We start from the raw sequence: 25606 nt of genomic DNA, 5'->3' as shown, positions 1-25606 counted from the left end.
ATTGCTCTGCACTCTTCTGAGCGCACTGGCCTAGCATCCGAGCCATGACGGTCCTGCCTGACGACGGGCTCTCACTGGCCGCCGAGTTCCCTGACGCGACACACGAGCAGTGGCAACGCCTGGTGGAGGGTGTGCTGCGCAAGTCGGGCAAGGAAGTCTCGGGCACGGCAGTTGAGGACGCTCTGTCCACGACGCTGGAGGACGGGCTGCGCACCCGCCCCCTGTACACCGCGCGCGACGCCGCGCCCGACCCCGGACTGCCGGGCTTCGCCCCGTACCTGCGGGGCTCACGCCCCGAGGGCGGGGTCGTCGGCGGCTGGGACGTACGGCAGCGGCACACGACGCTCGCCGACGGCGCGGTCCTCGCCGACCTGGAGAACGGCGGCACCTCGCTGTGGCTGGTGCTGGGCGAGGGCGGCATCCCCGTCGCCGAGCTGGGCCGGGCCCTGGAGGGCGTCTATCTCGACCTCGCGCCGGTCGTCCTGGACGCCGGGCGGGACACCGAGGAGGCCGCCGAAACGCTGCTGCGGCTGTACGCGGACCGCGGCGTCGGCCCGGAGGCCGCCCGCGGCAACCTGGGCGGCGACCCGCTCGGGTACGAGGCACGCACCGGCACCGCGCTGGACTTCGCGCCGTACGCCGCCCTGGCCGCGCGCTGCGCCGAAACCCGCCCCGGCGTGCGCGCGCTGACGGTGGACGCGCTGCCGTACCACGAGGCGGGCGGCTCGGCCGCACAGGAGCTGGGTGCCTCGCTCGCCACCGGCGTGGCCTATCTGCGCGCCCTGACCGAAGCGGGCCTGAGCGTCGAACAGGCCGCCGGACAGCTGGAGTTCCGCTACGCGGCCACCGCCGACCAGTTCCTGACCGTCGCCAAGCTGCGCGCGGCGCGCCGGCTGTGGTCCCGGGTCGCCGAGGTCTGCGGGGCGCCCGGGGCGCAGACGCAGCACGTGGTGACCTCGCCGGTGATGATGTCCCGCCGCGATCCGTGGGTGAACATGCTGCGCACCACGGTCGCGACGCTCGCCGCCGGGGTGGGCGGCGCCGATTCCGTGACCGTGCTGCCGTTCGACCACGCGCTCGGCCTGCCGGACGCGTTCGCCCGCCGGATCGCCCGCAACACCTCCACCATCCTGATCGAGGAGTCGCACCTGTCCCGGGTCATCGACCCGGCGGGCGGTTCCTGGTACGTGGAGCGGCTGACCGACGAACTCGCCCAGGCCGCCTGGGAGTTCTTCCGCACCATCGAGCGCGACGGCGGGCAGGCGGCCGTGCTGCGCTCCGGCCGGCTGCGCACCGACCTCGCGACGACCTGGGCGGAGCGCTCCAAGCGGCTCGCCAAGCGCCGCGAACCCATCACCGGCGTCAGCGAGTTCCCGCTGCTCGCCGAGAAGCCGGTGGTGCGCGAGCCCGCGCCCGAGCCGCCGTCCGGCGGGCTGCCGCGGGTGCGCCGCGACGAGGCGTTCGAGGAGCTGCGCGCCCGCTCCGACGCGCACCTGGCCGCCACCGGCGCCCGCCCGCGGATCTTCCTGGCCACGCTGGGCCCGGCCGCCGCCCACACGGCCCGCGCGGCCTTCGCGGCCAATCTGTTCCAGGCGGGCGGCATCGAACCGGTCACCGAGGGCGGCTTCGCGGACAGCGGTGCCACCGAGGCCGTGCTGTGCTCCAGCGACGCGCTCTACGCCGAACAGGCCGAACAGGCCGCCGAGTCGCTGCGCGCGGCCGGCGCCCGGCATGTGTTCCTGGCGGGCCGGGGCGAGTACGCCGGCGTCGACTCGTACGTCTTCGCGGGCTGCGACGCCGTCGATGTGCTGTCCGCGACCCTCGACCGCATGGGAGTGTCCTGATGGGAATCCCCGACTTCTCCGGCATCGAGCTGGGGACCCCGGTGGCCGCCGGCAGCGCCGAGGAGTGGCAGTCGGCCGTCAAGCGGGCCACCGGCGGCGCCGAGCCGCTGTGGGAGACCCCGGAGGGCATCGGGGTCAAGCCGCTGTACACCGGCCGTGACCTGGAGGGCCTGGACTTCCTGGGCACCTACCCGGGCATCGCGCCGTATCTGCGCGGCCCGTACCCGACGATGTACGTCAACCAGCCCTGGACCATCCGCCAGTACGCGGGCTTCTCCACCGCCGAGGAGTCCAACGCCTTCTACCGGCGCAACCTGGCGGCGGGCCAGAAGGGCCTGTCGGTCGCCTTCGACCTGCCCACGCACCGCGGCTACGACAGCGACCACCCCCGGGTGACCGGTGACGTCGGCATGGCGGGCGTGGCCATCGACTCGATCTACGACATGCGGCAACTGTTCGACGGCATCCCGCTGGACCGGATGTCGGTGTCGATGACGATGAACGGCGCCGTGCTGCCGGTGCTGGCGCTGTACATCGTGGCCGCCGAGGAGCAGGGCGTACCGCCCGAGAAGCTGGCCGGGACCATCCAGAACGACATCCTCAAGGAGTTCATGGTCCGCAACACCTACATCTATCCGCCGAAGCCGTCGATGCGGATCATCTCCGACATCTTCGCGTACACCTCGCGGCGGATGCCGCGCTACAACTCCATCTCCATCTCCGGCTACCACATCCAGGAGGCGGGTGCGACGGCCGATCTGGAGCTGGCGTACACCCTCGCGGACGGTGTGGAGTACATCCGCGCGGGTCGCGCGGCCGGCCTGGACGTGGACGCGTTCGCGCCCCGGCTGTCGTTCTTCTGGGCGATCGGCATGAACTTCTTCATGGAGATCGCCAAGTTGCGCGCGGCCCGGCTGCTGTGGGCCAAGCTGGTCTCGCAGTTCGAGCCGGAGAACGCCAAGTCCCTTTCCCTGCGCACCCATTCGCAGACCTCGGGCTGGTCGCTGACCGCGCAGGACGTGTTCAACAACGTCACCCGCACCTGTGTGGAGGCGATGGCGGCGACCCAGGGCCACACCCAGTCGCTGCACACCAACGCCCTGGACGAGGCGCTCGCCCTGCCCACCGACTTCTCGGCGCGCATCGCCCGCAACACCCAGCTGCTCATCCAGCAGGAGTCGGGCACCACCCGGGTCATCGACCCGTGGGGCGGCAGCGCCTACGTGGAGCGTCTGACGTACGACCTCGCGCGCAAGGCCTGGGCGCACATCCAGGAGGTGGAGCGGGCGGGCGGCATGGCGCAGGCCATCGACGCCGGCATCCCCAAGCTGCGCGTGGAGGAGGCGGCGGCCCGCACCCAGGCCCGCATCGACTCCGGGCGCCAGCCGGTGATCGGCGTCAACAAGTACCGGGTCGACAGCGACGAGCAGATCGAGGTGCTCAAGGTCGACAACTCCTCGGTGCGCGCCCAGCAGATCGAGAAGCTGCGCAGGCTGCGCGCGGAGCGCGACGAGCAGGCCTGCCGGGACGCCCTGGACGCGCTCACCCGGGGCGCCGAAGGCAACGAGAACCTGCTGGAGCTGGCGGTGCGGGCGGCCCGCGCCAAGGCGACGGTCGGGGAGATCTCCGACGCCCTGGAGAAGGTGTACGGCCGGCACGCGAGCCAGATCCGTACGATCTCCGGTGTGTACCGCAACGAAGCAGGCGAGTCCCCGTCGGTGGACCGCACCCGGGCCCTGGTGGACGCCTTCGAGGAGGCCGAGGGGCGCCGGCCGCGCATCCTGGTCGCCAAGATGGGCCAGGACGGCCACGACCGCGGCCAGAAGGTGATCGCGACCGCCTTCGCCGACCTGGGCTTCGACGTCGACGTCGGCCCGCTGTTCCAGACCCCGGACGAGGTCGCCCGGCAGGCGGTCGAGGCGGATGTGCACGTGGTCGGCGTGTCCTCACTGGCCGCCGGTCACCTCACCCTCGTGCCGGCGCTGCGCGAGAAGCTGGCGGAGGAGGGCCGCGAGGACATCATGATCGTGGTGGGCGGGGTGATCCCGCCGCAGGACGTGCCGACGCTGCTGGAGATGGGCGCCACGGCCGTGTTCCCGCCCGGGACGGTGATCCCGGACGCGGCCCACGACCTGGTGCGGCGCCTCGCGGCCGACCTCGGCCACGAGCTGTAGGGCCGCGATGGCCGCGATCGACCTCGACACGTATGTGAAGGGTGTGCTCGACGGGAGGCGGGCCCTGGTGGCCCGCGCCATCACGCTCGTCGAGTCCACCCGGCCTCAGCACCGGGCGCTCGCGCAGGAGTTGCTGACCCGGCTGCTGCCGCACAGCGGCCGGGCGCGGCGGATCGGCGTCAGCGGGGTGCCGGGCGTCGGCAAGTCGACCTTCATCGACGCGTTCGGCACCATGCTGACCTCGATCGGCCACCGGGTCGCGGTACTCGCCGTGGACCCGTCCTCCACCCGCACCGGCGGTTCCATCCTGGGCGACAAGACCCGGATGGAGCGGCTGTCGGTCGACCCGGCGGCCTTCGTGCGGCCCTCCCCCAGCGCGGGCACGCTGGGCGGGGTCGCGAAGGCCACCCGGGAGTCGATGGTGGTGATGGAGGCGGCCGGTTACGACGTGATCCTGGTGGAGACCGTCGGCGTCGGGCAGTCGGAGACGGCGGTCGCCGACATGGTCGACTCCTTCCTGCTGCTCACCCTGGCCCGCACCGGCGACCAGTTGCAGGGCATCAAGAAGGGCGTCCTGGAACTCGCCGACGTGATCGCCGTCAACAAGGCGGACGGCCCGCACGAGCGCGACGCGCGGGCCGCGGCACGGGAGCTGGCGGGCGCGCTGCGGCTGATGCACGGCAAGGACGCCTTCTGGACGCCGCCGGTGCTGCACTGCAGCGCCCGCGAGTCGACCGGTCTCGACACGGTGTGGGAGCGGCTGGAGCAGCACCGGCAGCTGCTGGACTCCACCGGCCGGCTCACCGCCAAGCGGCGCGACCAGCAGGTCGACTGGACCTGGGCGATGGTCCGCGACGAACTCCTCGGCCGGCTGCGCGCCAGCCCGGCGGTGCGGGAGGCGGCGCCGGATCTCGAACGGCGGGTCAGGGAGGGCACGTTGACGGCGACGCTGGCGGCGGAGCGGATCCTGGCGGCCTTCGAGGGGCGGACCCCGCCGGTCAGGTGAACCCGCCGTGCTCGCAGATGCGCCGCGCCACGTCCCGGAGTTTGACGTTGTGGTCCTGGGAGTAGCGGCGCAGCACGTCGAAGGCCTGGTCCTCGGTGAGGTCGTGGCGGCCCATGAGGATGCCCATGGCCTCGCCGATGACGTGCCGGGTGGAGACGGCCTGTTCCAGCTGGGAGTGGGTGCGGGCGCTGGAGAAGGCGACGGCGGCGTGTGAGGCCAGCAGCCAGCCGGCCGTCTCCCCGGCCTCGGTGAACGCGCCGGGGTGGCGGGAGTACAGGTTGAGCGCGCCGAGCTCCTCGTCCTCCGTGTAGAGCAGGAAGCCCATCATGCTGCCGAGGCCCAGCTCGCGGGCGGCGGCCACATAGGCGGGCCAGCCCGGATGGTCCTCGCGGAAGTCGGCGATGCGGAAGACCCGCTCCTCGCTGTCGCGCCGGGCGACGTCGTAGCAGGGGCCTTCCTGGAGGCGTTCCTGGAGCTGGTCGCTGTCGATCACCACCTGGTCGGTCGGGGCGAGGGTGCGTACGCCCTTGGACTGCAGGATGAGGATGCCGGCCGCGTCACAGCCGGGGACGATCTCGGTGGCGGAGCGGGTGACCCGTTCCAGGGTGTCGGTCACCGTCTCCTGCGCCAGCAGATCCCGCGCCATGCTCGCGAGCCGTTCGGCGAACATACGCCAGTCCATCGCTCTCCTCCCTGCCGACCCCTCCCGACCACCTGCCCTGTTTCCACCATCGCACCCCTGGCGCCGCCCGGCGCACGGAACGCGGCGGCCCGCACGGCGGGTCGCGGCCGACGGCCGCCGCCAACCGCGCCGTCGGTCCGGGGGTTGCCGTAGCCGGGTCGTCCGGTGGTGGCGGGCGGGGCCGACGGCCGGGGCTGGAGGCCCGGGTCCGTCCGCGTGGCGCGGCGCGGGGCGAGCGGCAGCACGGCGCGAATTGCCCTATTTTCTGATTGATGACCGAAAATTCCGTGTCGCCGTGCCACACCGTGGTCCCAGTTGCTCCGGGGGCACGCGAGGAGGGCGTGATGCACCGCTCCGAGACCGGCCGGCCGGCCGCCGGGTGCCCGTGATGGCCGGGCCCGGGGACGAGGCGTCGCCGAGGCCCTCGAACGATTCCGACCTCCATGTGCGGCTGCGGGCCGAGCTGGGCCGGATGGACGAGCAGATGCGGAGCCTGCTGGAGGCCATGGACCGGCTTCAGGGCCTGCTGGACGCGGTGGTCGCCATCACCCGGGAGAACGAGCTGCCCTCGGTGCTGTACCGCATCGTGACCACCGCCATGGATCTGGTCGGCGCCCGCTACGGAGCGCTCGGCGTGCTCGCCCCGTCCGGGGACGAGCTGGAGCAGTTCGTCACCGCCGGCCTCACCGAGCGGGAACGCGGCGCCCTGGCCGGCGTCGGTTTCCCCCGGGGCCGGGGAGTCCTCGGGCATCTGATCCACCACCCGGAGCCGCTGCGGGTGGAGAGCATCGCGGGGCATCCGTCGTCCGTGGGTTTCCCGCCCGGCCATCCGCACATGGCCACCCTGCTGGGGGTCGCCGTCAGCGTGCGCGGCGAGATCTACGGCGATCTCTACCTCTCCGAGCGGCGGGACGGGCAGCCCTTCGACGCGGACGACGAGAGTGTGGTCATCGCCCTCGCTGGTGCCGCGGGCATCGCCATCGAGAACGTCCGCCTGTTCGAACGGGTCCGTGAAGGCGCCGAGCAGTTCCAGCGCCTGCTGCTGCCCACCCTGCCCGACCTGAGCCCTTTCAGCGCGGCCGCGGTCTACCGGCCCGCCGCCGAGCCCAGCAAGCTCGGTGGCGACTGGTACGACGCCATTCCGCTGCCCGGCGACGTCGTGGCCGTCGTCATCGGGGACGTGGTCGGCCACGACCTGCGGGCCGCGGCCGCGATGGCGTCCACCCGCAACATGCTGCGCGCCCTGCTGTTCGACCGGGACGACGCGCCCGGCGCCATCCTGACCCGGCTCGACCGCACCTTGCAGGCCATCACCGACAACCCGATCACCACCACGACGCTGGCGCGCATCGAGCCGGACGGGCCGGGCTGGCGGCTGTCCTGGAGCACCGCGGGCCATGTCCCCCACCTCCTGATCACCCCGGGCCGACGGGCGGAGTACCTGTTCGCCGAGCCCGGCCTGCCGCTCGGCGTCGACCCCGCTCAGCCGCGCCCCGACCACTCCTGCCCGGTACCGCCGGGCGCCACCGTGGTGTTCTTCACCGACGGCCTGGTCGAGCAGCCGGACCGGCCGATCGACCGGAGCCTGGCGGAACTGGCCGGCCTCGCCACCGAGTACGCCGCCCTGCCGCTGGAGGACTTCGTCCAGGCCCTCGCCGACCACCATCCCAGCGACGGCCACGACGACATGGCGGTTCTCGCCCTGCGAGCCCCGCCCGCCTGACCCGCACACCCGCCCCGTCCACGGCCGGCCCGTGCCGTGGAGGATCCGCGGAAACCGGCGGATGATGGAGGCCGGGGCGATGGTGATGCGGAGGTCGCCCGATGGTTGTCGCGCGGCAGGGAGCACTCCGGCGCGGTTGTACGACCGCTCTGGAGATCCTCGCCGTCACGGGCCTGTACTACGGCTCCGCCAAGCTGGGACTGCTCCAGGAGCTGGTGCGCAACCAGGTCACTCCCCTGTGGCCGCCGACCGGGATCGCCGTGGCGGGCCTGCTGCTGCGCGGGCCCCGACTCTGGCCCGGTATCGCCTTCGGCGCGCTGCTGGCCAACCTCGACCTCGGGCCGTCGTTCGCCGCCCTGTTCCTGATCGTCGTGGGCAACACGCTCGCTCCGCTCTGCTCGTACGGGCTCCTCCAGGTCGCCGGCTTCCGCGCCGGACTGGACCGGCTGTACGACGTGCTCGTCCTGATCTTCCTCGGCGCGTTCGCCGGGATGCTGATCAGTGCGACGGCGGGCAGCGGCACGCTGGTCCTCTCCGGCGCCCTGGCCACGGACCGGTTCTGGCCGACCTGGTGGGTCTGGTGGACCGGTGACGCCATGGGCGTCCTGGTGGTGACGCCGGTGCTGCTGGTGCTCAGTACGGCACACCCGCCGCGGAACGTCCCGGCGTCCCGCTGGCTGGAGGCGGTGCTGCTGGTCGTGGCCATCGCCTGCGTCGGGTTGGTGGAGACCGGCGCCACTCCCCTGCTCTTCCTCGGCTTCCCGCTGCTGATCTGGGCCGCCTTCCGCTTCCGGCTGGCCGGGGCCGCGCCCTGCGCCCTGGCCGTGTCGACCTTCGCGATCTACAACGCCGCCCGAGGAGCGGGGCCGTTCCGCACCCACGGTCTACTCACCGACATGATCACTTTGCAGGCCTTCAACACCTCCTCCGCGCTGACCGCCCTCCTCGTCGCGGCGGCCGTCAGCGAGCGTGAGCGGTCCCAGCGGGAGATCGCCCGGGCCTGCGGCCACCTCGCGGAACTGGTGTCGAGGCTCTCCGACACCGGGTCCCAGCCCGCACTGCCCGCCGTCGACGGTTACGGGGCGCAGCTCCATCCGCCCAGCGGGTCAAGGTCCGCTCCGGCGCCACGCGGCCCGAGTGAGCTGGAGTTACCCGGCCGGACCGGGGCGACGAGACCGGCGATCAGGCCGTGCCGAGTCTCGGGAAGAGGGCCTCCCCGTTGCCGCGGTTGATCGCGTCGAGCTGGCCCGGTCGGTAGCCGTCGTAGTCGTCGAGCATCGAGTCGAAGACTCGGCCCTGCTCCTCGGCGGCGAAGGGGGAGTCGCTGCCATAGAGGACGTGCCCCGGGGCCGCGAAGGCCAGTAGGGAGGGCAGGGTGAAGGGGCCGGCGGACAGCGCGGTGTCGAAGTGGAAGCGCCGCAGGTCGGCCAGAATGCTCTCGGGGGTGGTGCCCGGGTTGAACTGGGAGCCGAGGGTGAACCGCCAGGCCGCGTAGGGCAGGAAACCGCCCGCGTGGGAGAGGATCACCTTCATCCGGGTGTGCCGGGCCATCACGCCGTTGAGCGTCATGTGCAGGGCGGTGCGGGTGGTGTCGTGGGGGAAGTCCACCAGGGGTCCGGGCATGCCGTCGAGCATGGGCAGCGCCGAGCCGGTCGGATGGATGAAGACCACGGCGCCGCGGGCGTCCAGCTCGGCCCACAGGGGTGCGAACGCCTTGTCGCCGAGGTAGCGGCCCTGGACGTTGGACATCAGCACCACGCCGTCGGCACGTAGTTCGTCCAGTGCGTAGGCGGCCTCGGCGAGGGCGCCGTCCACGTCCGGCAGCGGCAGGCTCGCGAAGAGGCCGAAGCGGTCGGGGCGGTCCTTGACCAGCTCCGCGCCGTACTCGTTGACCTCGCGGGCCGTCGCGCGGGCCTCTGCGTCGTCCCCGAAGTGGGTGCCGGGCGAGCTGACCGAGAGGACGCCGGTGGCGATGGAGCGGCGGTCCATCATCGCGATCGCGCTCCGAGGGGTCCAGTCGGGCGTGGGCCAGCCGGCCGCCGTCGCCCCGTGCCGCTCCATGACCTCCCGGTAGGCCGGGGGGACGAGATGTTGATGCACGTCGATGCGCCCAGAATTCGACATCTCCTCTTACCCTCCTAACATTTAGCCTGCTAACGATTGCTTTGCTAAGCTACCACTCATGACCGACAGACGCAACGGCCCCGGCGACGACGAGTTGACGGCGGACGGCGACGTCGACGCGGAGCAGATCTCCCAGGCGGCGGACGCGCTCTTCGTCGCCATGCGCCGGGCCCGTACCGCGAGCGCCGAACACCACGGCGGCCTCTCCCTGGCGCAGGTCGCCCTGCTGGAACCGCTGGCCACGGAGCAGGACATGCCGGTGGGCCGGCTGGCGAGCAGCGCGGACGTCAGCGTGCCCACCGCGACCCGGATGCTGCAGCAGCTGGAGGGGAAGGGGATAGTGGTGCGCCGCCGCTCCCCCGAGGACGAACGGCGCGTCCTGGTCAGCCTCACCGACGACGGCGCCGCACGGCTCGCCGCGCTCCGGAACCGGCTGCGCGACCGCCAGGCCCGCGCCTACGAGGCCTTCACCCCGGCCGAGCGCGCCCTGCTGGTCACGCTGCTGCACCGCCTCACCGACCTGGTCGCCGACCAGGACGACGCCCCCTGACACCGGTTTACCGGGGATCCCGCCCCGGTCACCCATGCGGCATGTCGCCGACGCCGCCACCCGCGCGCTCCTCCTGCGGGGCCGCCGCCCGCCCGGCCCGACCCGTCCCGCCGGCACAGCTCGGCGGGGCGGAGGAACTGCACGGGGTGCGGGGGCTTTTGGCGGGCTGCTGAGCCCCGACTCGCGGAACCCCGTTGTCACAGGCGTGCGCTTGAATGCACCCGTGACCGTTCACGACATCGCCCGGCGGCTGCCCGAGCCGACCGCCCTCCACGCCCACTGCCGCGCCCTCGCCATGCTGGAGGCGGTCCTGGAAAGCGAGTGGGCCTACCGCCACCACTCCTTCGACGCCCGGTGGTCACAGGCGCAGGCCATGGCCTCGATGTCCAACGGATCGGGCGACGAGTACGCGATCGTGTTCTCGGCCGCCGGCGTCTACGTGCGCGGGTTCGCGCACGAATCACCCATGAGTCCTTACGCCGCGGACGGGCCGTGGCCCGGCGTGCTCGACGACGTGCCCGCCGTCTTCCGGCCGTACGTCGAGGAGCCGGCCTTCTCGGACGAGGACGGGATGCCCGTCGTCACGGCCTGTATGTGGCGGGAGGCGGGAGACGACCGCTGGAAGGCCGGAGTGATCGACTTTCCCGAAGAGGCCACGGGAGACCCGGACGGCGCCGCCTTCCTGTTCGGTCTGCTGACGGACCGCTCCCCGGAGGCGTTCCAGCGGTGGGCCGAGGACTACCACGAGGTCCCGGTCGACCTGGCGGCGGTCCGGCACGTCCTGTCCTCCCGTCCGCTGACCGAAGCGGTGGTCCGCGCGCTGAACCCGGAGGTCGCCCTGGCCGACCTGGCGCAGGACATCGCGGAGATCGGCTATCCGGTGGCGTGAGACGGCCGCGAGCCCGGCCCTTCCTCCCGGAATCCTGCGGCGACGCGCCCGCGGGCATGTTGCTGAGGGAACGAAACGGACCCGGAGTTGCCCGCTTGAACCGGTCCCGTCCAAGGCCGGCGCGGCACCGGGGCCGTGAGCCGGCGGGCCGACGGCCCCGGTGCAGGGCCGGTGGGAGGGCGACGGCACCGCATCGCCGTGCCCGCGCCTCTGAAGGGGCGTGTCATCCCCCAAGGGGACGACCACCCCCCTCACGTCAAAGCGCCGTCCCTGGGTTCCGATGGTTGGGTTGGGGTGGGGGCCGGGGTGGTGGGGTGCAGGCGGGTCAGGACGGGGCCGGTCAGGGCGGTGGTGAGCAGGGCCATGAGGACGAGCATCGTGAACACCTCGGCGCCGATGACGTGCATGTCGTAGCCGATGTTCAGGACGATCAGCTCGGTGAGGCCGCGGCAGTTCATCAGGACGCCGATGGCGGCGGCCGAGCGGGTGTCCTGGCCGACCGTGCGGGCGGCCAGGGTGGCGCCGCCCCACTTGCCCGCGACCGCCAGCAGCAGGATGGCGGCGGCCCACAGCCACTCGGTCGCGTCGTGCAGCCCGCCCAGGTCCGTGCGCAGGCCGGTCTGCACGAAGAACAACGGGAGCAGCAGCGGTACGGCCACCGAGCGCAGCTGGCCGGCCGCCCGCTCGACGGCGGGGGTGCCGCGCGGCATCACGGTGCCCAGCAGGAACGCCCCGAAGATGGTGTGCACGCCGATCCGGTCGGTGGCCAGGCCGGCCAGGCACACCGCGCTGAACAGCACGGCGATCACGACGGTCTCGTGCCGCAGGCCGGCGCCCCGCCGCTCGTCGCGGGCCCAGCGGGCGAGCAGCGGCCGTAGTCCGAACACCAGCACGGCGGCGAAGCCCGCGGTGAGCGCGACGGTGTTGACGGCGTCCATCGTGGAGGTGCCGGCGGCGAGCGAGACCACCAGGGCCAGCAGGCACCAGGCGGTCACGTCGCCGATGGCGGCGCAGGCCATGGCGAGGGTGCCCACCCGGGTGCCGTACAGGCCCCGGTCGGCGAGGATCCGGGCCAGCACGGGGAAGGCCGTGATGCTCATCGACACGGCGATGAACAGGACGAACGGCAGCCGGGCGACGTGTTCCGGGGCCTGGGAGCCGTACATGGCCAGGCCCAGTCCCGCGCCGAGGAGCAGCGGCAGGGCGATGGAGGCCTGGCCGATGGCCATGGCGGTGCCGCGATGGCCGCGCAGCACACCGAGGTCGAGTTCCAGGCCGATCAGGAACATGAAGACGAGCAGGCCGAGTTGGCCGAGCACATCGGTGAACGGCAGCACGGACGGGGGCAGCAGCCAGTGCTCCGCGGCCGGCCAGAGCCGGCCGAGGAGGGTGGGGCCGAGCATGATGCCGACGCACATCTCGCCCACCACGGCCGGCTGGCCGAGCCGTTGGAACAGCGCGCCGCCGGCCCGGCAGGCCAGGATCACCACCGGGACGGCGACCAGCACCGCCGACAGTGGTTCAGCGGCCGACACGGCCGGCTCCTTCCTCCCGGTCCGTGGGCGCGTCCCCGGGCACCGCGGCCGTGGCCGTGGACCAGGCCGCGTACTGGCGCAGCCCGTACAGCAGCGGCTCGGGCGCCTCGTCGACGACGGTGATGGCGATCACCTCGCCGAGGACCGCGGTGTGGTCGCCGACCTCGATGGTGCGGCTGACCCGGCAGTCGGCGATGGTGTGGGCGGCGTCCGTCAGATGCGGCCCGCACGCGTCCAGCGGCAGCCGCCACTCGGCGCGGCCGAACCGGTCGGAGGCGCCGGAGGCGAACAGTTCGGAGGTGGCGCGGCCGCGTTCGTGCAGCAGGTTCAGGGCGAACCTGCCGGACTCCCGGACGGCCCGGTGGGTGTGGCTCGCGGTGCGCAGGCAGGCGACGATGGTGGGCGGCGACAGGGCGACGCTCGCGATCGAGGAGCAGGTCATGCCGTGCGGGTTGCCCTCCGCGTCGAGGGCCGCGACGATGCTGACCCCGCTCGGGAAGGACGACATCAGCGGGCGTATGTCGGGTTCGTCGGCGGTGTCGGCGCTCGTTGGCGCCGGGGCGGACAGCGGATTCTGCATGGGTCACTCCGTTGGGATGACGCCGGAAGGGGACGCGGCCCGTCGCCGGCGAGGCGAACGGGCCGCGGGTGGGGGCGTAGGGCTCAGGAGGTGCCGTGGAGCTGGCGCAGGTAGTCGTAGGTGGTGGGCAGCGTGTCCAGCAGGTCCTGCTGCTGGCGCTTGACCCGCTCGAACAGCGGCTGCGCGCCGGCGACGGACTCCGGCTTGTACGACAGCGCGGGCAGCGGCGCGTCGGGGACCAGGCCGAGGCCGGCGAAGATGCAGTAGTAGCTGCCGTTGGTCCAGAAGTTGCGGAACTCGGCCTCGAAGTTGCCGTAGTAGGTGGACTCGTCGGTGACCGGCGAGTTGATCGGCAGACCGGCGCGGTAGGCGTCGATCTTCTCCTGGATGTTCTCGGGCAGCGTCAGTTCCTTGTTGGCGCGCCAGAACGGGGTGTCGTTGCGCGGCGCGAAGTAGAAGTGCGCCTGGATGAAGTCGCGGGTGTCGTCGAACATCACCTCGACCTCGTGGTTGAAGCGGTTGATGAGCGTCTCGTTGAAGCTGCGGTCGGGGAAGTGCTTGGCGAGCTGGTAGATCGCCGCGGTGATGAAGTAGATGCCGGTCGACTCCAGCGGCTCCAGGAAGCAGGAGGACAGGCCGATGCCGACCACGTTCTTCACCCAGGCGCGGCGGTTGCGGCCGACGCGGAAGCGGATGTGGTTGAAGTCCTGGTTCTCCGGGTCCAGGCCCCACATCTCGCTGAACTCGCGGGTGGCCTCGTCCTTGCCGGTGAACTTGCTGGAGTAGACGTAGCCGCTGCCGAAGCGGCCCAGCATCGGGATCTTCCAGGACCAGCCGGAGGACATGGCGATCGCCGAGGTGTAGGGCTCGACGCCGTTGGCCTCGTCGTCGTGCGGGACGGCGGTGGCGACCGCGGAGTCGCACAGCAGGTGGTCGCTCATGTCGATGAACGGCTCGGCCATGGCCTTGTTGATCAGCAGGCCGCGGAAGCCGGAGCAGTCGATGAACAGGTCGGCGTCCAGTATCTTGCCGGACGCGGTGTGCAGGGCGGTGACGAAGCCCCGCTCGTCCTGCTCCACCCGGGTCATCTCGTCCTGGACGTGCCGCACGCCCTGCTTCTCGGTGGCGAACCGGCACAGGAACTTGGCGACCAGGGCGGCGTCGAAGTGCCAGGCGTACCGGGTGGCGTGCCGGCCGTCGAGCCAGCGCGGGGACAGCTTGGCGTCCATCACCGGGGGCTCGCGGAAGCAGGCGTAGTCGAACGGCTCGTCCGTCAGGCCCTCGTACTTGTTCTTGTACCAGTAGTGCGAAAGCGGCGTCTGGTCGTAGTCGGGGAGCAGACCGAACGGGTGGTAGAAGTGGTCCGGTCCGCCCTGCGGGAGCTGCCGGGCAGTGGCCTGGCCCGCGCCCTCGGTGCGCCAGTTCACGAAGCGCACGGCTGTCTTGAAGCTGGCGTTGCACTCGCGCATCCACTCGTCCTCGTTGATGCCGAGGAAGTCGAACAGGACGCGCTGGAGGTTGGGTACGGTGGCCTCGCCGACGCCGATGCGCGCGATGGTGGGAGCCTCCAGCACCGTGATCTCGACGGTGTTCTGCAAGGCCTTGCCGAGGTAGGCGGCGGTCATCCAACCGGCCGTGCCCCCACCGAGGATGACGACCTTCTTGATACGCCTGTCTTCGCCGTTCATGAGCGGCTCTCTCCTCCGGAGGTAAGCGATGGCGGACGGATCGGCCGCGCGGTCCGGTGGCCGGTTCCAGGCCAGCGGGGCAACCGATGCCAGACAGAGTCGCCAGCGCCGCTATGCCGCTTCTATGTGCCGTCCAACGCGGGACGTATGGAGCGGATATAGCGTCCCCGGTCAGCCTGTGGGTGCCGAAGGCCTGCTCGACGGGAGTCGGGCCGGCACCGCCGTCGCGGGTCCTTGCGAGGACCAGCCGACGGACCGCCCACACCCGCAACCGAGGATGGCTTGCACACGATGCCGTACGACGAAGGGAAAGCGGCCGTAGGGCGCCCGTCCCCCGCACCGGGGCTGAAGGGCATCCTCTCGACGGTGGGCGGTACCCCGCTCATCGAACTGGAGCGTCTGGTACCCGGCTTCACCTCCCGGGTCTACGCGAAGGCCGAACGGTTCAATCCCGGCGGCAGCGTCAAGGACCGGTCGGCGCTCAGCATGGTCCTCGGCCGGATCAGGTCGGGTGAGCTGGTGCCGGGCAGGTCGACCGTGGTGGAGTCGAGTTCGGGCAACCTGGCGATCGGACTCGCCCAGATCTGCGGGTACTTCGGGCTGCGTCTCATCTGTGTCGTGGACGCCCGGACGACCGAGCAGAACATCCGGATCCTGCGCGCGTACGGCGCCGAGGTGGAGGTCGTCACCCAGCCGGACCCCGAGACCGGGGAGCTGCTGCCGCAGCGGCTGCGCCGGGTGGCGGAGCTGCTCGCGCGCATCCCGCACGCCTACTGCCCCGACCAGTACGCCAATCCGCTCAACTCCCTGGCCCACCAGTCGACGATGCGGGAGATCGCCGAGGAGCTGGGCGGTGAGATCGACCATCTGGTGCTCGCGGTCGGCACCACCGGCACCCTGAGCGGCTGCGCCGAGTACATTCGCGCCGCCGGGCTGCGCACCACCGTGCACGCGGTGGACGCGGTGGGCAGCCGGCTGTTCGACTCGCCGGTGTCCTGCGCCCGGCTGGTCCCGGGGCACGGGGCCTCGGTGGTGCCGCCGCTGCTCGATCCGTCGGACGCCGACGACGTCGTGCACGTCACGGACCTGGAGTGCGTGGTGGGCTGCCGGCGGCTGGTGCGGCGCGAGGCCATCCTCGCCGGCGGCTCCTCGGGCGCCGTGGTCTCCGCCCTGGAACGGCTGGCCCCCACCGTGCGGCCCGGTTCGAACGTCGTCCTCATCCTGCCGGACGGCGGCGACCGCTATCTCGACACCATCTACGACGACGCCTGGGTGCGCGAGCGGTTCGGTGAGGTCTTCCACCTCTGGAAGGAGCCGGAACGCGGCCCGGGCGGTGGTGACCTCACGGTTCCGCGCGGCGCCTCGCGCACCACAGGGCCCGTGACACGGAAGGAGACCGTGCTGTGCTGATCATCGGCCACCGCGAGGTGCGCGACATTCTCAAGGGGAAGGAGCCGGAGATCCTCTCGCTGGTCGCGGACGCCTACCGGCTGCACGACGAGGGCCGTTCCGCGCTGCCGCACTCGGTCTTCCTCCGCTTCCCCGGCGACGACCGCAACCGCATCATCGGGCTGCCCGCCCACCTCGGCGGCGAGCGGTCGGTCGCCGGCATGAAGTGGATCGCCAGCTTCCCGGGCAACGTGGCGCGGGGGCGGGAGCGGGCCAGCGCCAGCATCGTGCTGAACTCCATGCACGACGGTACGCCGCAGGCGTTCCTGGAGGCGTCGCTGATCTCCGCCAAGCGCACCGCGGCCTCCGCGGCCCTGGCCGCCGGGCTGCTCGGCACCGAGGCGGAGCCGGGCGGCATGGCGCTGATCGGGGCCGGCCCGATCAACCTGGAGGTGCTGCGGTTCACCAAGGCCCGGCTGCCCTCGCTGATCGAGGTGACGCTGTTCGACCTGGACGCGGAGCGGGCCCGGGCGTTCGCGGCCAGGGCGCGCCGCATCGTGCCGGGTCTCGGCGTCAGGTTCGCGGCCACCTGCGAGGAGGCCGTCGCGGCCCATCGCCTGGTCTCCTTCGCGACCACCGCGGGCACCCCCCACGTGGACCTCTCGGCCGCCGCCCCCGGTACGACGGTGCTGCACGTCTCGCTGCGCGACCTGACCGCGGCGGCGGTGCTGGGCGCGCAGAACGTCGTCGACGACACGGACCACGTGTGCCGTGAGCGGACCTCGCTGCACCTGGCCGAACAGGAGTCCGGCGGTCGCGAGTTCGTCGACGCGGAGATCGGCGCGCTGCTGCGGGACCCGGCTGTCTTCCGGCGTGATCCGCGGCGGGTCACGGTGTTCTCGCCGTTCGGTCTCGGCATCCTGGACATGGCGCTCGCCCAGTGGGTGGCGCGGCAGGCCGAGGAGTTCGGAATCGGGACACGCGTGGACGGCTTTCTGCCAATGAGCGCGGCCCAAGCACCCGCCTGAACCAGTGCGGCGTTCTTATCTGTTGGGCGCCGCCGACCTGCCGGCGGGCGCCGTGACCACTCCTCCCCCCACTGGAGAGCCTCCTCGATGAAGATCCGTTTCCGTGCGTTCCTGGTGTCGGGCGCCCTGCTGCTGGCCGTGGCCCCCGTGCTGAGCGCGTGCGACCAGTACGACGACTCCGACTCCCGCTCCTTCGACGTCAAGGACAAGGTGACGGGTGTGACCGTCGACTCGGCGGGCGGTGACATCGACGTGGTCGCCGGCGCCGGTGACGGCGTCCAGGTGACCGAGAACCTCAAGTACAAGAGCGGCAAGCGGCCCAGCACCGAGCACTTCGTGCGGGACGGCGACCTGCACCTCAAGGTCGCCACCAGCTGCGGCAGCAGCCTGGGCTCGGCCAACTGCACGGTGAACTACCGGGTCGAGGTGCCGCGCGGGGTGTCCCTCTCGCTGCACAGCGGCGGCGGCACCGTGCACCTCGACGGCGTCTCCGGGGGCGTCGACGCCTCCACCGGCGGCGGGGAGGTCAAGGCGGAGGACCTGGCGGCCGGGCATCTGACGGCGAGTTCGGGCGGCGGGGCCATCAACGCGTCCTGGTCGAAGGCGCCCGACGACGTCGACGTCAACGCCAAGGGCGGCAACGTCACCCTCCATGTGCCGGACAGCGGCTACCAGGTGTCCGCCTCGACCACGTTGGGGTCGAAAAAGGTGGAGGTGAAAACGGATTCGAGCAGCGAACGGCACATCAAGGCGCGTACGTTCGCCGGAGACGTGAAGGTACTCGTCGCCGGCTGACCGCCCCCGCGCGCTCGCACAACTGGAGAGCCCCCTTTCATGCTGAACATTGCCTGGTACACGCTGCGGAGCCGGCTGTCCGCCTTCACCGGGACCTTCATCGCGCTGATGCTCGGCGCCGCCCTGCTGTCCACGATGGGGCTCGTCCTCGCGGCGAGCGTCACCTCGCACGAGCACGGCCCCGGCCGGTTCGCGAAGGCCCCGGTGATCGTCCGCGGCGAACCGGACCTGAGCATGTCCGATCCGTGGGGCGGCATCGAGAGCGAACCCCTGAAGGAACCGAAGGGCCTGGCGCCCGCGCTGGTCCGCGATGTCTCCGCGGTCGGCAAGGCGGTCGCCGACCGCACCTTCTACGCCCAGCTCGGCGGCTCGGGCACGGCCCGCTCCGGGCCGTCCGACCAGGTCGGGCACCCCTGGTCGTCGGCCGCGTTCGGCGGGTACCGGCTGCTGCGGGGCCAGGCGCCGGCCGGGGCCGGGGAGGTGGCCGTGCCCGCGAAGTCGGGGGCCGCGCCCGGCGAGCGAGTGACCGTGCTGACGGCGTCCGGGCCGCGTCCCTTCACCGTCTCCGGCGTCACGGACGACGTCTCCTTCGAGTCGGCCCTGTTCTTCTCCGACGCCGAGGCCGCCGCCCTGTCCCCGCGGGTGGACGCGCTGGTCTCCTACGGGGACGTGGACAAGGTGCGCACCGCGGTGGAGGACCGGGCCCAGGTGCTGGCCGGCGCGGACCGCGTCCAGGCCGACCCGCGGGCCCACGCCGACGAGGTGGCCCTCGTGGGCGTGTCCACCATGCTCGGCATGGCGACCGGGGTGGCCGCGTTCGTCGCCGCGTTCGTCGTCGGCACCACCTTCGCCTTCTCGGTGGCCCAGCGCCGCCGGGAGCTGGCGGTGCTGCGGGCCACCGGGGCGACCCCGGTGCAGGTCGGCAAGCTGGTGCTGGCCGAGGCGGCGCTGGTCGGCGCGGTGGCCTCGGCCGCGGGCTGTCTGCTGGGGCTGGCCGGCGGGCCTGCGCTGGCGGGCCGGATGAGCGCCTGGGGGCTGGCGCCGGAGTGGTTCCGGGTGCGGCTGGGCTGGAGCACGCTGCTGGTGCTGGTGCTGGCCTTCCTGATCGGCGTGCTGCTCGCGGTGCTGGGCTCCGGGGTCGCGGTGGTGCGGGCGGGCCGCATCCGCCCGCTGGAGGCGCTGCGGGAGTCCGCGGTCGAACGGCGTGCGATGAACGCCCTGCGCTGGCTGGCGGGGATCGCCGCGCTGGCGGTCGGCGGGGTGCTGCTGCTGGCCACGCCGCTGCTGCCGCCCGCCTACTGGGGCGACATCACCCCGATGGCGGCGCCGGCCCTGATCGTGGCGGGCGCGCTGCTGTGCCCGGTGGTCATCCCGTTCGTGGTGCGGGTGGTGACGGCGCCGTTCGCGGCGCTGCGCGGCGCGGGCCCGATGCTGGTGCAGGCCAACACGGTGACGGCGCTGCGCCGTACCGCGGCCACGGTGGCGCCGGTGCTGATCACGGTGGGGCTGTTCTCGGCGCTGTGGAGCACCTCGGGCACGCTGTCCGGGGTGGCCCGCAGCGAGGCGTACGAGCGGGTGCGCGGCAACGACTTCGTGGTGGCGCCGGACCACACGCCGGGCCTGAGCCGGGCCGTGGTGGACAAGGTGCGCGCGGTGCCGGGCATCGAGACGGCCACCACCGTGCCGACCGGTGTGTACACGATTCCCGGCCCCAATCTGCTGGTGTTCCCGGCCGGTGCTCCGCTGCTGCCGTACGACGCGCTCACCGTCGCCCCGAAGGCGCTCGGCGGTCTGCTGACGCTGCCGGTGGTGCACGGTGACGCGCGCGGGCTGGACGACCGGTCGATCATCGTGGACGAGACCTGGAACCGGCACGTCGGCGACACGGTGACGGTGTGGCTCGCGGACGGCACCGAGAAGCGGCTGAAGGTGGTCGCCGTCACCAAGGCGAGCGCCGGCGGCAGCGCGGCGGTGCTGACCCCGAAGTACGCGGGCCGGGCGCTGCCGGACGCGGTGTACGTCAAGCTGGCGAAGGGCGCCGACCGGGCCGCCGTGCAGCGGGAGTTGGGCACGGCCGTGCGGGGCATGTCGGCGCGGGCGGTGCCGATCGCCGGGTACCGGGCCGCGGTGGACGACACCGTCAACCAGCAGACCCGGATGGCCCTGTTGATCGTCGGCGGCATCGCCATGCTCTACACCGGGGTGGCCGTGGCCAACACCCTGACGATGTCGACCGGGCAGCGGGCCCGGGAACTGGCCGTGCTGCGCCTGGGCGGTGCGACGCCCGGGCAGCTGCTGCGCATGGTCGCCGGTGAGAGTGTGCTGGTGGCCGGCACCGGTGTGGTGATGGCCGCGGTGGTGGTCGCGCTCAACGCGGCGGGGCTGTGGGCGGGGCTCCAGCAGCTCGTGGTGAGCACGCGGGTGACGCTGCCGGGGCTGCCGTTCGCGGTGACCGCGGGTGCCTGCGTGGTGGTGGCGCTGCTGGCGACGGTGCTGCCCGCCTGGGTGGCGCTGCGCACCCCCGCGGTCCGGCTGACCACGACGGAATGAGCGGGCGCCCGGCGGCCCCGGGCACCCGTTCACGCCGACGGCGGTTCCGCGACCGGCAGGGACCGCCGTCGTGCCATGCGCGGGTGCGTGTAGCAGGCACCTGACGTACTGGACAGTCGCTTGTCGGCCAACTCGCTGTGTTCAAAGGGTGATTGAGGGCCATTTATAGGGTCCGAATAGCTCGTCGTCGCAGGATCTCCATGAGCTCGCCGAGAGCTCTCCACCGAGAAGACCGGGAGATCGACATGAGCGCTACCAGAGCGGGCAAGGAACTCAGCGCGGAGACCAGAGCGGCGATCAAGAAGATCGTCTGCGACGTCCTCGAAGTGGACCCGGCCGACGTCACCGACACCACCCTCTTCGTCGAGGACCTCGACGCGGACTCGCTCCGGACCATCGAGATCCTGGCCGAGATGGAGCGGACCCTCGGCTTCGACCTGTCGACAGCACCCATCGAAGGCATGACCAACCTGGACGGCGTGTACGCCGTCGTCGCGGAGTCCGAAGCGAAGTGACCGCCGGCCGTAGGGCGGGTGACCGGCGGGTCGTGGTCACCGGAATGGGCGTCGTCTCCGGTCTTGGCACCGGGACCGCCGAATTCGCCCGGTCGCTGCGCGCGGGGCGCAGCGGGATCGGCCCTCTCGAGGAGTTCGGACGCGCCGGCTTCGCGCACTGGAACGTGGGCGAGGTCGGCCGCTTCGAGGCCGCGGACTGGTTCCGCGCCGAAGACCCCCGGGAGTACGGACGGGCCGCCCAGTTCGCGGTGGCGGCCACCAGGCTGGCTGTTCGGGAAGCCGGCCTCGACGAGGAGGAACTGCGGCACCGGCGGGTGCTGGTCTCGGTCGGTACGACCGACGGCGGCACCAAGGAGTCGGACCAGCTCGCCGAGCGGCGGCACCGGACCGGCGAGGTGCGCCCGGACCCGGACATCGCGCGGCGCACGCCGGCCGAGCGGCTCTCCGACGCCGTCGTCAACGAACTGCGGCTGGAGGACGTGGAGTCGGTCACCGTGCCCACCGCCTGCGCGGCGGGCAACTACGCGGTGGGCCAGGGGCTGGACGCGCTGCGCGACGGCGAGGCGGACGTGGCGCTGTGCGGGGGCACGGACGCGCTGTCCCGCAAGACGTTCGCGGGCTTCTACCGGCTCGGCGCGATGTCCCCGGACGTGTGCCGGCCCTTCGACGCCGACCGCAAGGGGATGATCGTCGCGGAGGGCGCCGGGATGCTCGTGCTGGAGCCGCTGGGGGCGGCGCTGGCGCGCGGCGCCCGGATCCTGGCCGAGGTGCTGGGTTACGGGCTGAGCTGCGACGCCCACCACCCGACCGCTCCGGACCGCGACGGGGTGGTCCGCGCGGTCCGTGCCGCGCACCGGGACGCGGGGGTGAGCGGCGCGGACGTCGACTACGTCTCCGCGCACGGCACCGGTACCAAGGCCAACGACATCGTCGAGGCGGCCGCCCTGCGTGAGGTGTTCGGCGCGGACCTGCCTCCGGTGAGCGCCCTGAAGTCGATGCTCGGGCACACCCTGGGCGCGGCCAGCGCCCTCGGCACCATCGCCTGCGTGCTGGCGATGACGGAGGGCTTCCTGCCGCCGACGATCAACCACCGGACCACGGACCCGGAGTGCGACGTGGACTGCGTGCCCAACGTGGCCGTGGCCGCGCGGCCGCGCGTCACCCAGAACAACGGGATGGCCTTCGGCGGCAACAACGCCGTGGTGGTCCTGGGGCGTTACGACGGCCCCGGGGCGGCCGGAGCGGGGGCAGGCGCATGACGACCACCACGGCCGCACGGCCGGTGATCACCGCCTGGTCGGCGCTGTCCCCCTGGGGGGAGGGCGCCGACGCCTTCCGGGCCGGGCTGGCCGCCGGGACGGAGGCCATCGCCACGGTGGACAGCGAGTTCGTGCCCGGCACGCCCGTGCGGGCGGGCATCGTGCCCGGGTTCTCGATGGAGTACCCGGGCACCCGGGGGCTGCGCTCGCTGGACCGGCTGACCCGGCTCACCCTGCGGCTGAGCGAACTGCTGCTCGCCGGGCAGGAGGGCGGCCTCGGCAGCGCCCCGGAGGACACCGGCATGGTGTTCGCCACCTCCGGCAGCCACCGGACCGGCCTGGAGTTCACCGGCCGGTCCTACCGGGAGCGACTGCCCTTCCACGTGGACGTGGCCCGCTTCCCGTCGACCGCGGTCAACTGCGCGGCCAGCCGCAGCGCCATCGTGCACGGTCTCAAGGGGCCCAACACGACGCTGACCGCGGGTCCCGCCGGGGGGCTGCTCGTGCTCGGCCAGGCGGCCAGGCTGCTGCGCCAGGGCCGCGCCCAGGTGCTGCTGGCCGGGGCGGCCGAGGAGTACACCGAGGAGCGGGTGCTGCTGGAGGACGCCCTGCACCGGGGCGAGGGCGCGGCCCCGCCGGTCGCCGAGGGCGGCGCGCTGTTCGTCGTCGAGTCGGCCGACGGCGCCGCGGCACGGGGCCGCGGCCCGCTCGCCACGCTGCTCGGCACCCGGTTCCGGGCGTACCACCCCCGCTCGGGCGGGGAGGCCGGCAAGGCGCTCCACCGCTGTGTGACCGATCTGCTGGACGACGCCCGTACCGGCGCCGACGAGATCACCCTCGTCGTCCGCTCGGACCCGGACGGGCCGCTCGGCGAGCAGGAGGACAGCGCGCTCGACGGGCTGTTCGGCGGGTCGCACGCCGTGCGGCAGCTGGCCCCCGGGCACCGGCTGGGCCACGCGGGCTCCGCCGCGCCCGCGTTCCAGGTCGCGGCGGCGCTCGCCGCGAACGGCCCGCATCCGCTGCGGGCAACGGCACTGATCACCTTCGTGGCCGACGGCCGGGTCGGCGCCGCGCTGCTGGGCGCGCCGCCCGGCTGAGCCCCACGACACACGGGAACGAGGAAGAGACGACATGAGCGAGACCGGTAACCGGCCGGTGGCGCTGGTCAGCGGCGGCTCGCGCGGCATCGGCCGCGCGGTGGTCGCGCGGCTCGCCCGCGACGGCCACGACATCGCCTTCTGCTACGCGTCCGATCACGAGGCCGCCGAGGCCACGGCCAAGGAGGCCCGGCAGCACGGGGCGCGGGTGCTGTCCCGCCGCGTCGACGTCACCGACCGGGCGGGTGTCGCCGGGTTCGTCCAGGACATCGAGGGGACCCTCGGTCCCGTCGACGCCCTGGTGACGGCGGCCGGCATCATCCGCGACGCGCCGCTGGCGCGGATGTCCGACGCGTCCTGGGACGAGGTGCTGCGCACCAACCTGGACGGCACCTTCAATCTGTGCCGGGCCGTCACCTACTCGATGATGCGCCGCCGCACGGGTGCCGTGGTCACGCTGTCCTCGGTGGCCGGCGTGCACGGCAACGCCTCCCAGACGAACTACTCCGCCTCCAAGGCGGGCATCATCGGTTTCACCAAGGCGCTCGCCAAGGAGACGGGACGCAGCGGGCTGCGCGCCAACGTCGTGGCTCCCGGGCTGATCGAGACGGACATGACCGCCGGGCTGTCGGAGAAGGTCACCAAGGACCTGCTCGGCTCGATCCCGATGCGCCGCTTCGGGCGGCCCGAGGAGGTGGCCGAACTGGTCGCGTTCCTGGTCTCGGAGCGGGCCGGCTACATCACCGGCCAGGTCTTCCAGGTGGACGGGGGCCTGTCGTGGTGAGCGAGTCCCGGCCGCTCAGCGCGGCCCAGCAGTCGCTGTGGACGGCGTACCGCATGGCCCCGGCCGGGCACGCCTACACCATGCTGCTGTCCCTGCGGATCCGCGGCCCCCTGGACACCGCCGCCCTGGCGGGCGCCATTGACCTGGTCTGCCGCCGGCACGAGATGCTGCGCTCCTGCTTCGCCGAGGTGGCCGGCGAACCCGTACGGCTGCCTCGCACGCAGCCGCCCGCCGCGCTGGAGGTCGTCGACGTGCCGGGCACGAGCGACGGGGCGCTCCTCGGGCTGCTGCGCGAGGCGGCCCGGCTGCCGTTCACCCTGGAACGCACCGGGCCGCTGCGGGCGCTGCTGTACCGGCGCGCGGCGGACGACTTCGCGCTGTCGCTGGCCGTGCACCACATCGCCGGGGACTTCTCCTCGTACGCGCTGCTGCTGGACGAGGTCTTCACCGTCTACCGCTGTCTGGTGGCCGGCGAGGAACCGGTGCTGGCGGACATCGCCCGCGGCTACGACGAGTACGTCGCGGAGGAGGCCGGCCACCCCGGCACCCCGGCCGGGCGGCGCGACCACGCCTACTGGACGGAGCTGCTGGCCGGGGCCGTCACCACGGAGCTGCCCACCGACCGGCCCCGGCCGCCGGTGCCCAGCCACACGGGCGGCACCGTACGGCTTGACCTCGCGGTGCTGTCGGACGATCTGCAGCGGGCCGCCAAGTCGGTGGGCGCGCGGCCCTATCCGCTGCTGCTGGCCGCCTACCTGGCGCTGCTCGCCCGCTGGACCGGTGAGCAGGACATCATGGTGGGGACCCCGGCGAGCACCCGCGCCCGCCCCGACCGCGCGGTCTTCGGCTGCTATCTGAACAGCATCCCGGTGCGGGTCCGGGTCGGCGCCGGCACCACCTTCGCGGCGCTGGCCAAGGAGAGCGGCAGGCAGCTGCTGGAGGGCATGCGGCACGTCCGGCTGCCGGCCACCGCGGTGCTGCCGCCGGGCCGGCGCGGGCCGCTGGTGCGGCTGGGCGCGCTGCTGTTGCAGATGAGCGACCTCGACGCGCGGTTCCCGCCACCCGCGCCGGGCGAACCGGAAGGTACCCCGGCCGAGTTCGCGGGCCTGCGGGTCAGCCGTATCGACGAGCCCAGCCAGGAGGGGCAGCTTGACCTGATGCTCACCCTGCACCAGGGCGCGCACGGTCTGGTCGGGGTGCTCACCTACGACTCCGACCTGTTCGACCACGAGAGCGTCGAGCGTTTCGCCCGGTGCTACGAGCGTTTCCTGCGGGTGGCGGCGGACGACCCCGAACGCCGGGTCGCCGATGTCCCACTGACCGACGAGGACGACCTGGCGGCGCTGCTCGCACTCGGCGGCGCCTGACCGGACCCGCGGCCCCTTCCGGGCCGC

21 protein-coding genes are annotated in these 25606 nt (G+C 72.8%); 16 read left to right on the top strand and 5 right to left on the bottom strand.

All coding sequences use genetic code 11. The features are described 5' to 3' along the window. Positions 1-44 precede the first annotated feature (44 nt). Genes ACSP97_RS27030 through meaB form a run of 3 tightly spaced genes read left to right on the top strand, consistent with a single transcriptional unit; the run spans position 45 to position 5024 of the window. Positions 45-1844 carry a methylmalonyl-CoA mutase family protein gene (locus ACSP97_RS27030; RefSeq protein WP_358677485.1) on the top strand — a complete coding sequence of 600 codons (1800 nt, stop codon included), beginning with the start codon at positions 45-47 and terminating at the stop codon, positions 1842-1844. Further along, complete coding sequence (gene scpA, locus ACSP97_RS27025) at positions 1844-4018, top strand: methylmalonyl-CoA mutase (protein WP_355148612.1); 2175 nt, start codon at positions 1844-1846, stop codon at positions 4016-4018. Before ACSP97_RS27030 ends, scpA begins: the two co-directional genes overlap by 1 nt. Positions 4019-4025: 7 nt before the next feature. Then, positions 4026-5024: a methylmalonyl Co-A mutase-associated GTPase MeaB gene (meaB, locus tag ACSP97_RS27020; protein ID WP_355148614.1), complete on the top strand. Its 999-nt coding sequence runs from the start codon at positions 4026-4028 to the stop codon at positions 5022-5024. Here meaB and ACSP97_RS27015 read toward each other — a convergent pair. Then, complete coding sequence (locus tag ACSP97_RS27015) at positions 5017-5706, bottom strand: GAF and ANTAR domain-containing protein (protein WP_355148616.1); 690 nt, start codon at positions 5704-5706, stop codon at positions 5017-5019. The two genes, meaB and ACSP97_RS27015, sit on opposite strands and share 8 nt — an antisense overlap. A 388-nt stretch (positions 5707-6094) precedes the next feature. Here ACSP97_RS27015 and ACSP97_RS27010 point away from each other — a divergent pair, with 388 nt between their 5' ends. Both ACSP97_RS27010 and ACSP97_RS27005 read left to right on the top strand, forming a co-directional pair. After that, positions 6095-7429, top strand: a complete 1335-nt coding sequence (locus ACSP97_RS27010; protein ID WP_440554648.1) for a PP2C family protein-serine/threonine phosphatase — start codon at positions 6095-6097, stop codon at positions 7427-7429. Positions 7430-7530: 101 nt separating this feature from the next. Then, a complete protein-coding gene (locus ACSP97_RS27005) occupies positions 7531-8661 on the top strand; it encodes an MASE1 domain-containing protein (protein ID WP_440554646.1) in 1131 nt (376 codons plus the stop codon). On the opposite strand, the gene ACSP97_RS27000 is transcribed toward ACSP97_RS27005, so the two are convergent. Then, positions 8612-9553, bottom strand: coding sequence for an amidohydrolase family protein (locus tag ACSP97_RS27000; protein ID WP_358301542.1), 942 nt, complete (start codon positions 9551-9553; stop codon positions 8612-8614). The two genes, ACSP97_RS27005 and ACSP97_RS27000, sit on opposite strands and share 50 nt — an antisense overlap. 58 nt (positions 9554-9611) lie before the next feature. On the opposite strand from ACSP97_RS27000, the gene ACSP97_RS26995 reads away from it, so the two are divergent. Further along, positions 9612-10103, top strand: coding sequence for a MarR family winged helix-turn-helix transcriptional regulator (locus ACSP97_RS26995; protein WP_355329337.1), 492 nt, complete (start codon positions 9612-9614; stop codon positions 10101-10103). Between the two features lie 223 nt (positions 10104-10326). Further along, positions 10327-10992, top strand: coding sequence for a hypothetical protein (locus ACSP97_RS26990; protein ID WP_355523977.1), 666 nt, complete (start codon positions 10327-10329; stop codon positions 10990-10992). Positions 10993-11243: 251 nt separating this feature from the next. Here the strand turns inward: ACSP97_RS26990 and ACSP97_RS26985 are convergent, their stop codons facing one another. The 3 genes from ACSP97_RS26985 to ACSP97_RS26975 form a co-directional block, all read right to left on the bottom strand. After that, on the bottom strand, positions 11244-12527 hold the full coding sequence (locus ACSP97_RS26985) for a cation:proton antiporter domain-containing protein (RefSeq protein WP_440554643.1): 1284 nt from the start codon (positions 12525-12527) through the stop codon (positions 11244-11246). Next, positions 12514-13107: a flavin reductase family protein gene (locus ACSP97_RS26980; protein ID WP_355148630.1), complete on the bottom strand. Its 594-nt coding sequence runs from the start codon at positions 13105-13107 to the stop codon at positions 12514-12516. The genes ACSP97_RS26985 and ACSP97_RS26980 overlap by 14 nt, the downstream gene beginning before the upstream one ends. A gap of 83 nt (positions 13108-13190) precedes the next feature. Next, the gene (locus ACSP97_RS26975; RefSeq protein WP_355148632.1) at positions 13191-14795 is read right to left on the bottom strand and encodes a tryptophan halogenase family protein; all 1605 of its coding nucleotides are present in this window, start codon (positions 14793-14795) and stop codon (positions 13191-13193) included. 291 nt (positions 14796-15086) lie between these two features. Between ACSP97_RS26975 and sbnA the strand changes: the two genes are divergently transcribed. The 9 genes from sbnA (at position 15087) to ACSP97_RS26930 (ending at position 25579) form a co-directional block, all read left to right on the top strand. Continuing rightward, positions 15087-16205: a 2,3-diaminopropionate biosynthesis protein SbnA gene (gene sbnA / locus ACSP97_RS26970; RefSeq protein WP_382070424.1), complete on the top strand. Its 1119-nt coding sequence runs from the start codon at positions 15087-15089 to the stop codon at positions 16203-16205. Next, positions 16199-17212: a 2,3-diaminopropionate biosynthesis protein SbnB gene (sbnB, locus tag ACSP97_RS26965; protein WP_440554640.1), complete on the top strand. Its 1014-nt coding sequence runs from the start codon at positions 16199-16201 to the stop codon at positions 17210-17212. Before sbnA ends, sbnB begins: the two co-directional genes overlap by 7 nt. Positions 17213-17299: 87 nt before the next feature. Then, positions 17300-18007, top strand: coding sequence for a DUF4097 family beta strand repeat-containing protein (locus ACSP97_RS26960; RefSeq protein ID WP_358677503.1), 708 nt, complete (start codon positions 17300-17302; stop codon positions 18005-18007). A gap of 39 nt (positions 18008-18046) precedes the next feature. Next, complete coding sequence (locus ACSP97_RS26955) at positions 18047-20557, top strand: FtsX-like permease family protein (protein WP_440554639.1); 2511 nt, start codon at positions 18047-18049, stop codon at positions 20555-20557. Positions 20558-20802: 245 nt separating this feature from the next. Beyond that, positions 20803-21072, top strand: coding sequence for an acyl carrier protein (locus ACSP97_RS26950; protein ID WP_146463367.1), 270 nt, complete (start codon positions 20803-20805; stop codon positions 21070-21072). Between the two features lie 44 nt (positions 21073-21116). Then, on the top strand, positions 21117-22331 hold the full coding sequence (locus ACSP97_RS26945; RefSeq protein WP_440558481.1) for a beta-ketoacyl-[acyl-carrier-protein] synthase family protein: 1215 nt from the start codon (positions 21117-21119) through the stop codon (positions 22329-22331). Continuing rightward, positions 22328-23428, top strand: a complete 1101-nt coding sequence (locus ACSP97_RS26940) for a beta-ketoacyl synthase N-terminal-like domain-containing protein (protein ID WP_440554636.1) — start codon at positions 22328-22330, stop codon at positions 23426-23428. Before ACSP97_RS26945 ends, ACSP97_RS26940 begins: the two co-directional genes overlap by 4 nt. Positions 23429-23462: 34 nt before the next feature. Then, the gene (fabG, locus tag ACSP97_RS26935) at positions 23463-24212 is read left to right on the top strand and encodes a 3-oxoacyl-[acyl-carrier-protein] reductase (RefSeq protein ID WP_440554634.1); all 750 of its coding nucleotides are present in this window, start codon (positions 23463-23465) and stop codon (positions 24210-24212) included. Further along, a complete protein-coding gene (locus ACSP97_RS26930; RefSeq protein ID WP_440554632.1) occupies positions 24206-25579 on the top strand; it encodes a condensation domain-containing protein in 1374 nt (457 codons plus the stop codon). Before fabG ends, ACSP97_RS26930 begins: the two co-directional genes overlap by 7 nt. The last annotated feature ends 27 nt before the right edge of the window (positions 25580-25606 follow it).

The organism is Streptomyces sp. SCPE 10 (assembly GCF_051980735.1).
Classification (GTDB): Bacteria; Actinomycetota; Actinomycetes; order Streptomycetales; family Streptomycetaceae; genus Streptomyces; species Streptomyces misionensis.
Note: the sequence above shows the minus strand (reverse complement) of the source record. Positions and strands in the feature narration are given on the sequence as shown.

Bases quoted from the DNA above. Each gene is read 5' to 3' on its own strand.
- ACSP97_RS27030 (WP_358677485.1), top strand. From the start codon at position 45: ATGACGGTCCTGCCTGACGACGGGCTCTCACTGGCCGCCGAGTTCCCT.
- scpA (WP_355148612.1), top strand. From the start codon at position 1,844: ATGGGAATCCCCGACTTCTCCGGCATCGAGCTGGGGACCCCGGTGGCC.
- meaB (WP_355148614.1), top strand. From the start codon at position 4,026: ATGGCCGCGATCGACCTCGACACGTATGTGAAGGGTGTGCTCGACGGG.
- ACSP97_RS27015 (WP_355148616.1), bottom strand. From the start codon at position 5,706: ATGGACTGGCGTATGTTCGCCGAACGGCTCGCGAGCATGGCGCGGGAT.
- ACSP97_RS27010 (WP_440554648.1), top strand. From the start codon at position 6,095: ATGGCCGGGCCCGGGGACGAGGCGTCGCCGAGGCCCTCGAACGATTCC.
- ACSP97_RS27005 (WP_440554646.1), top strand. From the start codon at position 7,531: ATGGTTGTCGCGCGGCAGGGAGCACTCCGGCGCGGTTGTACGACCGCT.
- ACSP97_RS27000 (WP_358301542.1), bottom strand. From the start codon at position 9,553: ATGTCGAATTCTGGGCGCATCGACGTGCATCAACATCTCGTCCCCCCG.
- ACSP97_RS26995 (WP_355329337.1), top strand. From the start codon at position 9,612: ATGACCGACAGACGCAACGGCCCCGGCGACGACGAGTTGACGGCGGAC.
- ACSP97_RS26980 (WP_355148630.1), bottom strand. From the start codon at position 13,107: ATGCAGAATCCGCTGTCCGCCCCGGCGCCAACGAGCGCCGACACCGCC.
- ACSP97_RS26975 (WP_355148632.1), bottom strand. From the start codon at position 14,795: ATGAACGGCGAAGACAGGCGTATCAAGAAGGTCGTCATCCTCGGTGGG.
- sbnA (WP_382070424.1), top strand. From the start codon at position 15,087: ATGCCGTACGACGAAGGGAAAGCGGCCGTAGGGCGCCCGTCCCCCGCA.
- ACSP97_RS26960 (WP_358677503.1), top strand. From the start codon at position 17,300: ATGAAGATCCGTTTCCGTGCGTTCCTGGTGTCGGGCGCCCTGCTGCTG.
- ACSP97_RS26955 (WP_440554639.1), top strand. From the start codon at position 18,047: ATGCTGAACATTGCCTGGTACACGCTGCGGAGCCGGCTGTCCGCCTTC.
- ACSP97_RS26950 (WP_146463367.1), top strand. From the start codon at position 20,803: ATGAGCGCTACCAGAGCGGGCAAGGAACTCAGCGCGGAGACCAGAGCG.
- ACSP97_RS26945 (WP_440558481.1), top strand. From the start codon at position 21,117: ATGGGCGTCGTCTCCGGTCTTGGCACCGGGACCGCCGAATTCGCCCGG.
- ACSP97_RS26940 (WP_440554636.1), top strand. From the start codon at position 22,328: ATGACGACCACCACGGCCGCACGGCCGGTGATCACCGCCTGGTCGGCG.
- fabG (WP_440554634.1), top strand. From the start codon at position 23,463: ATGAGCGAGACCGGTAACCGGCCGGTGGCGCTGGTCAGCGGCGGCTCG.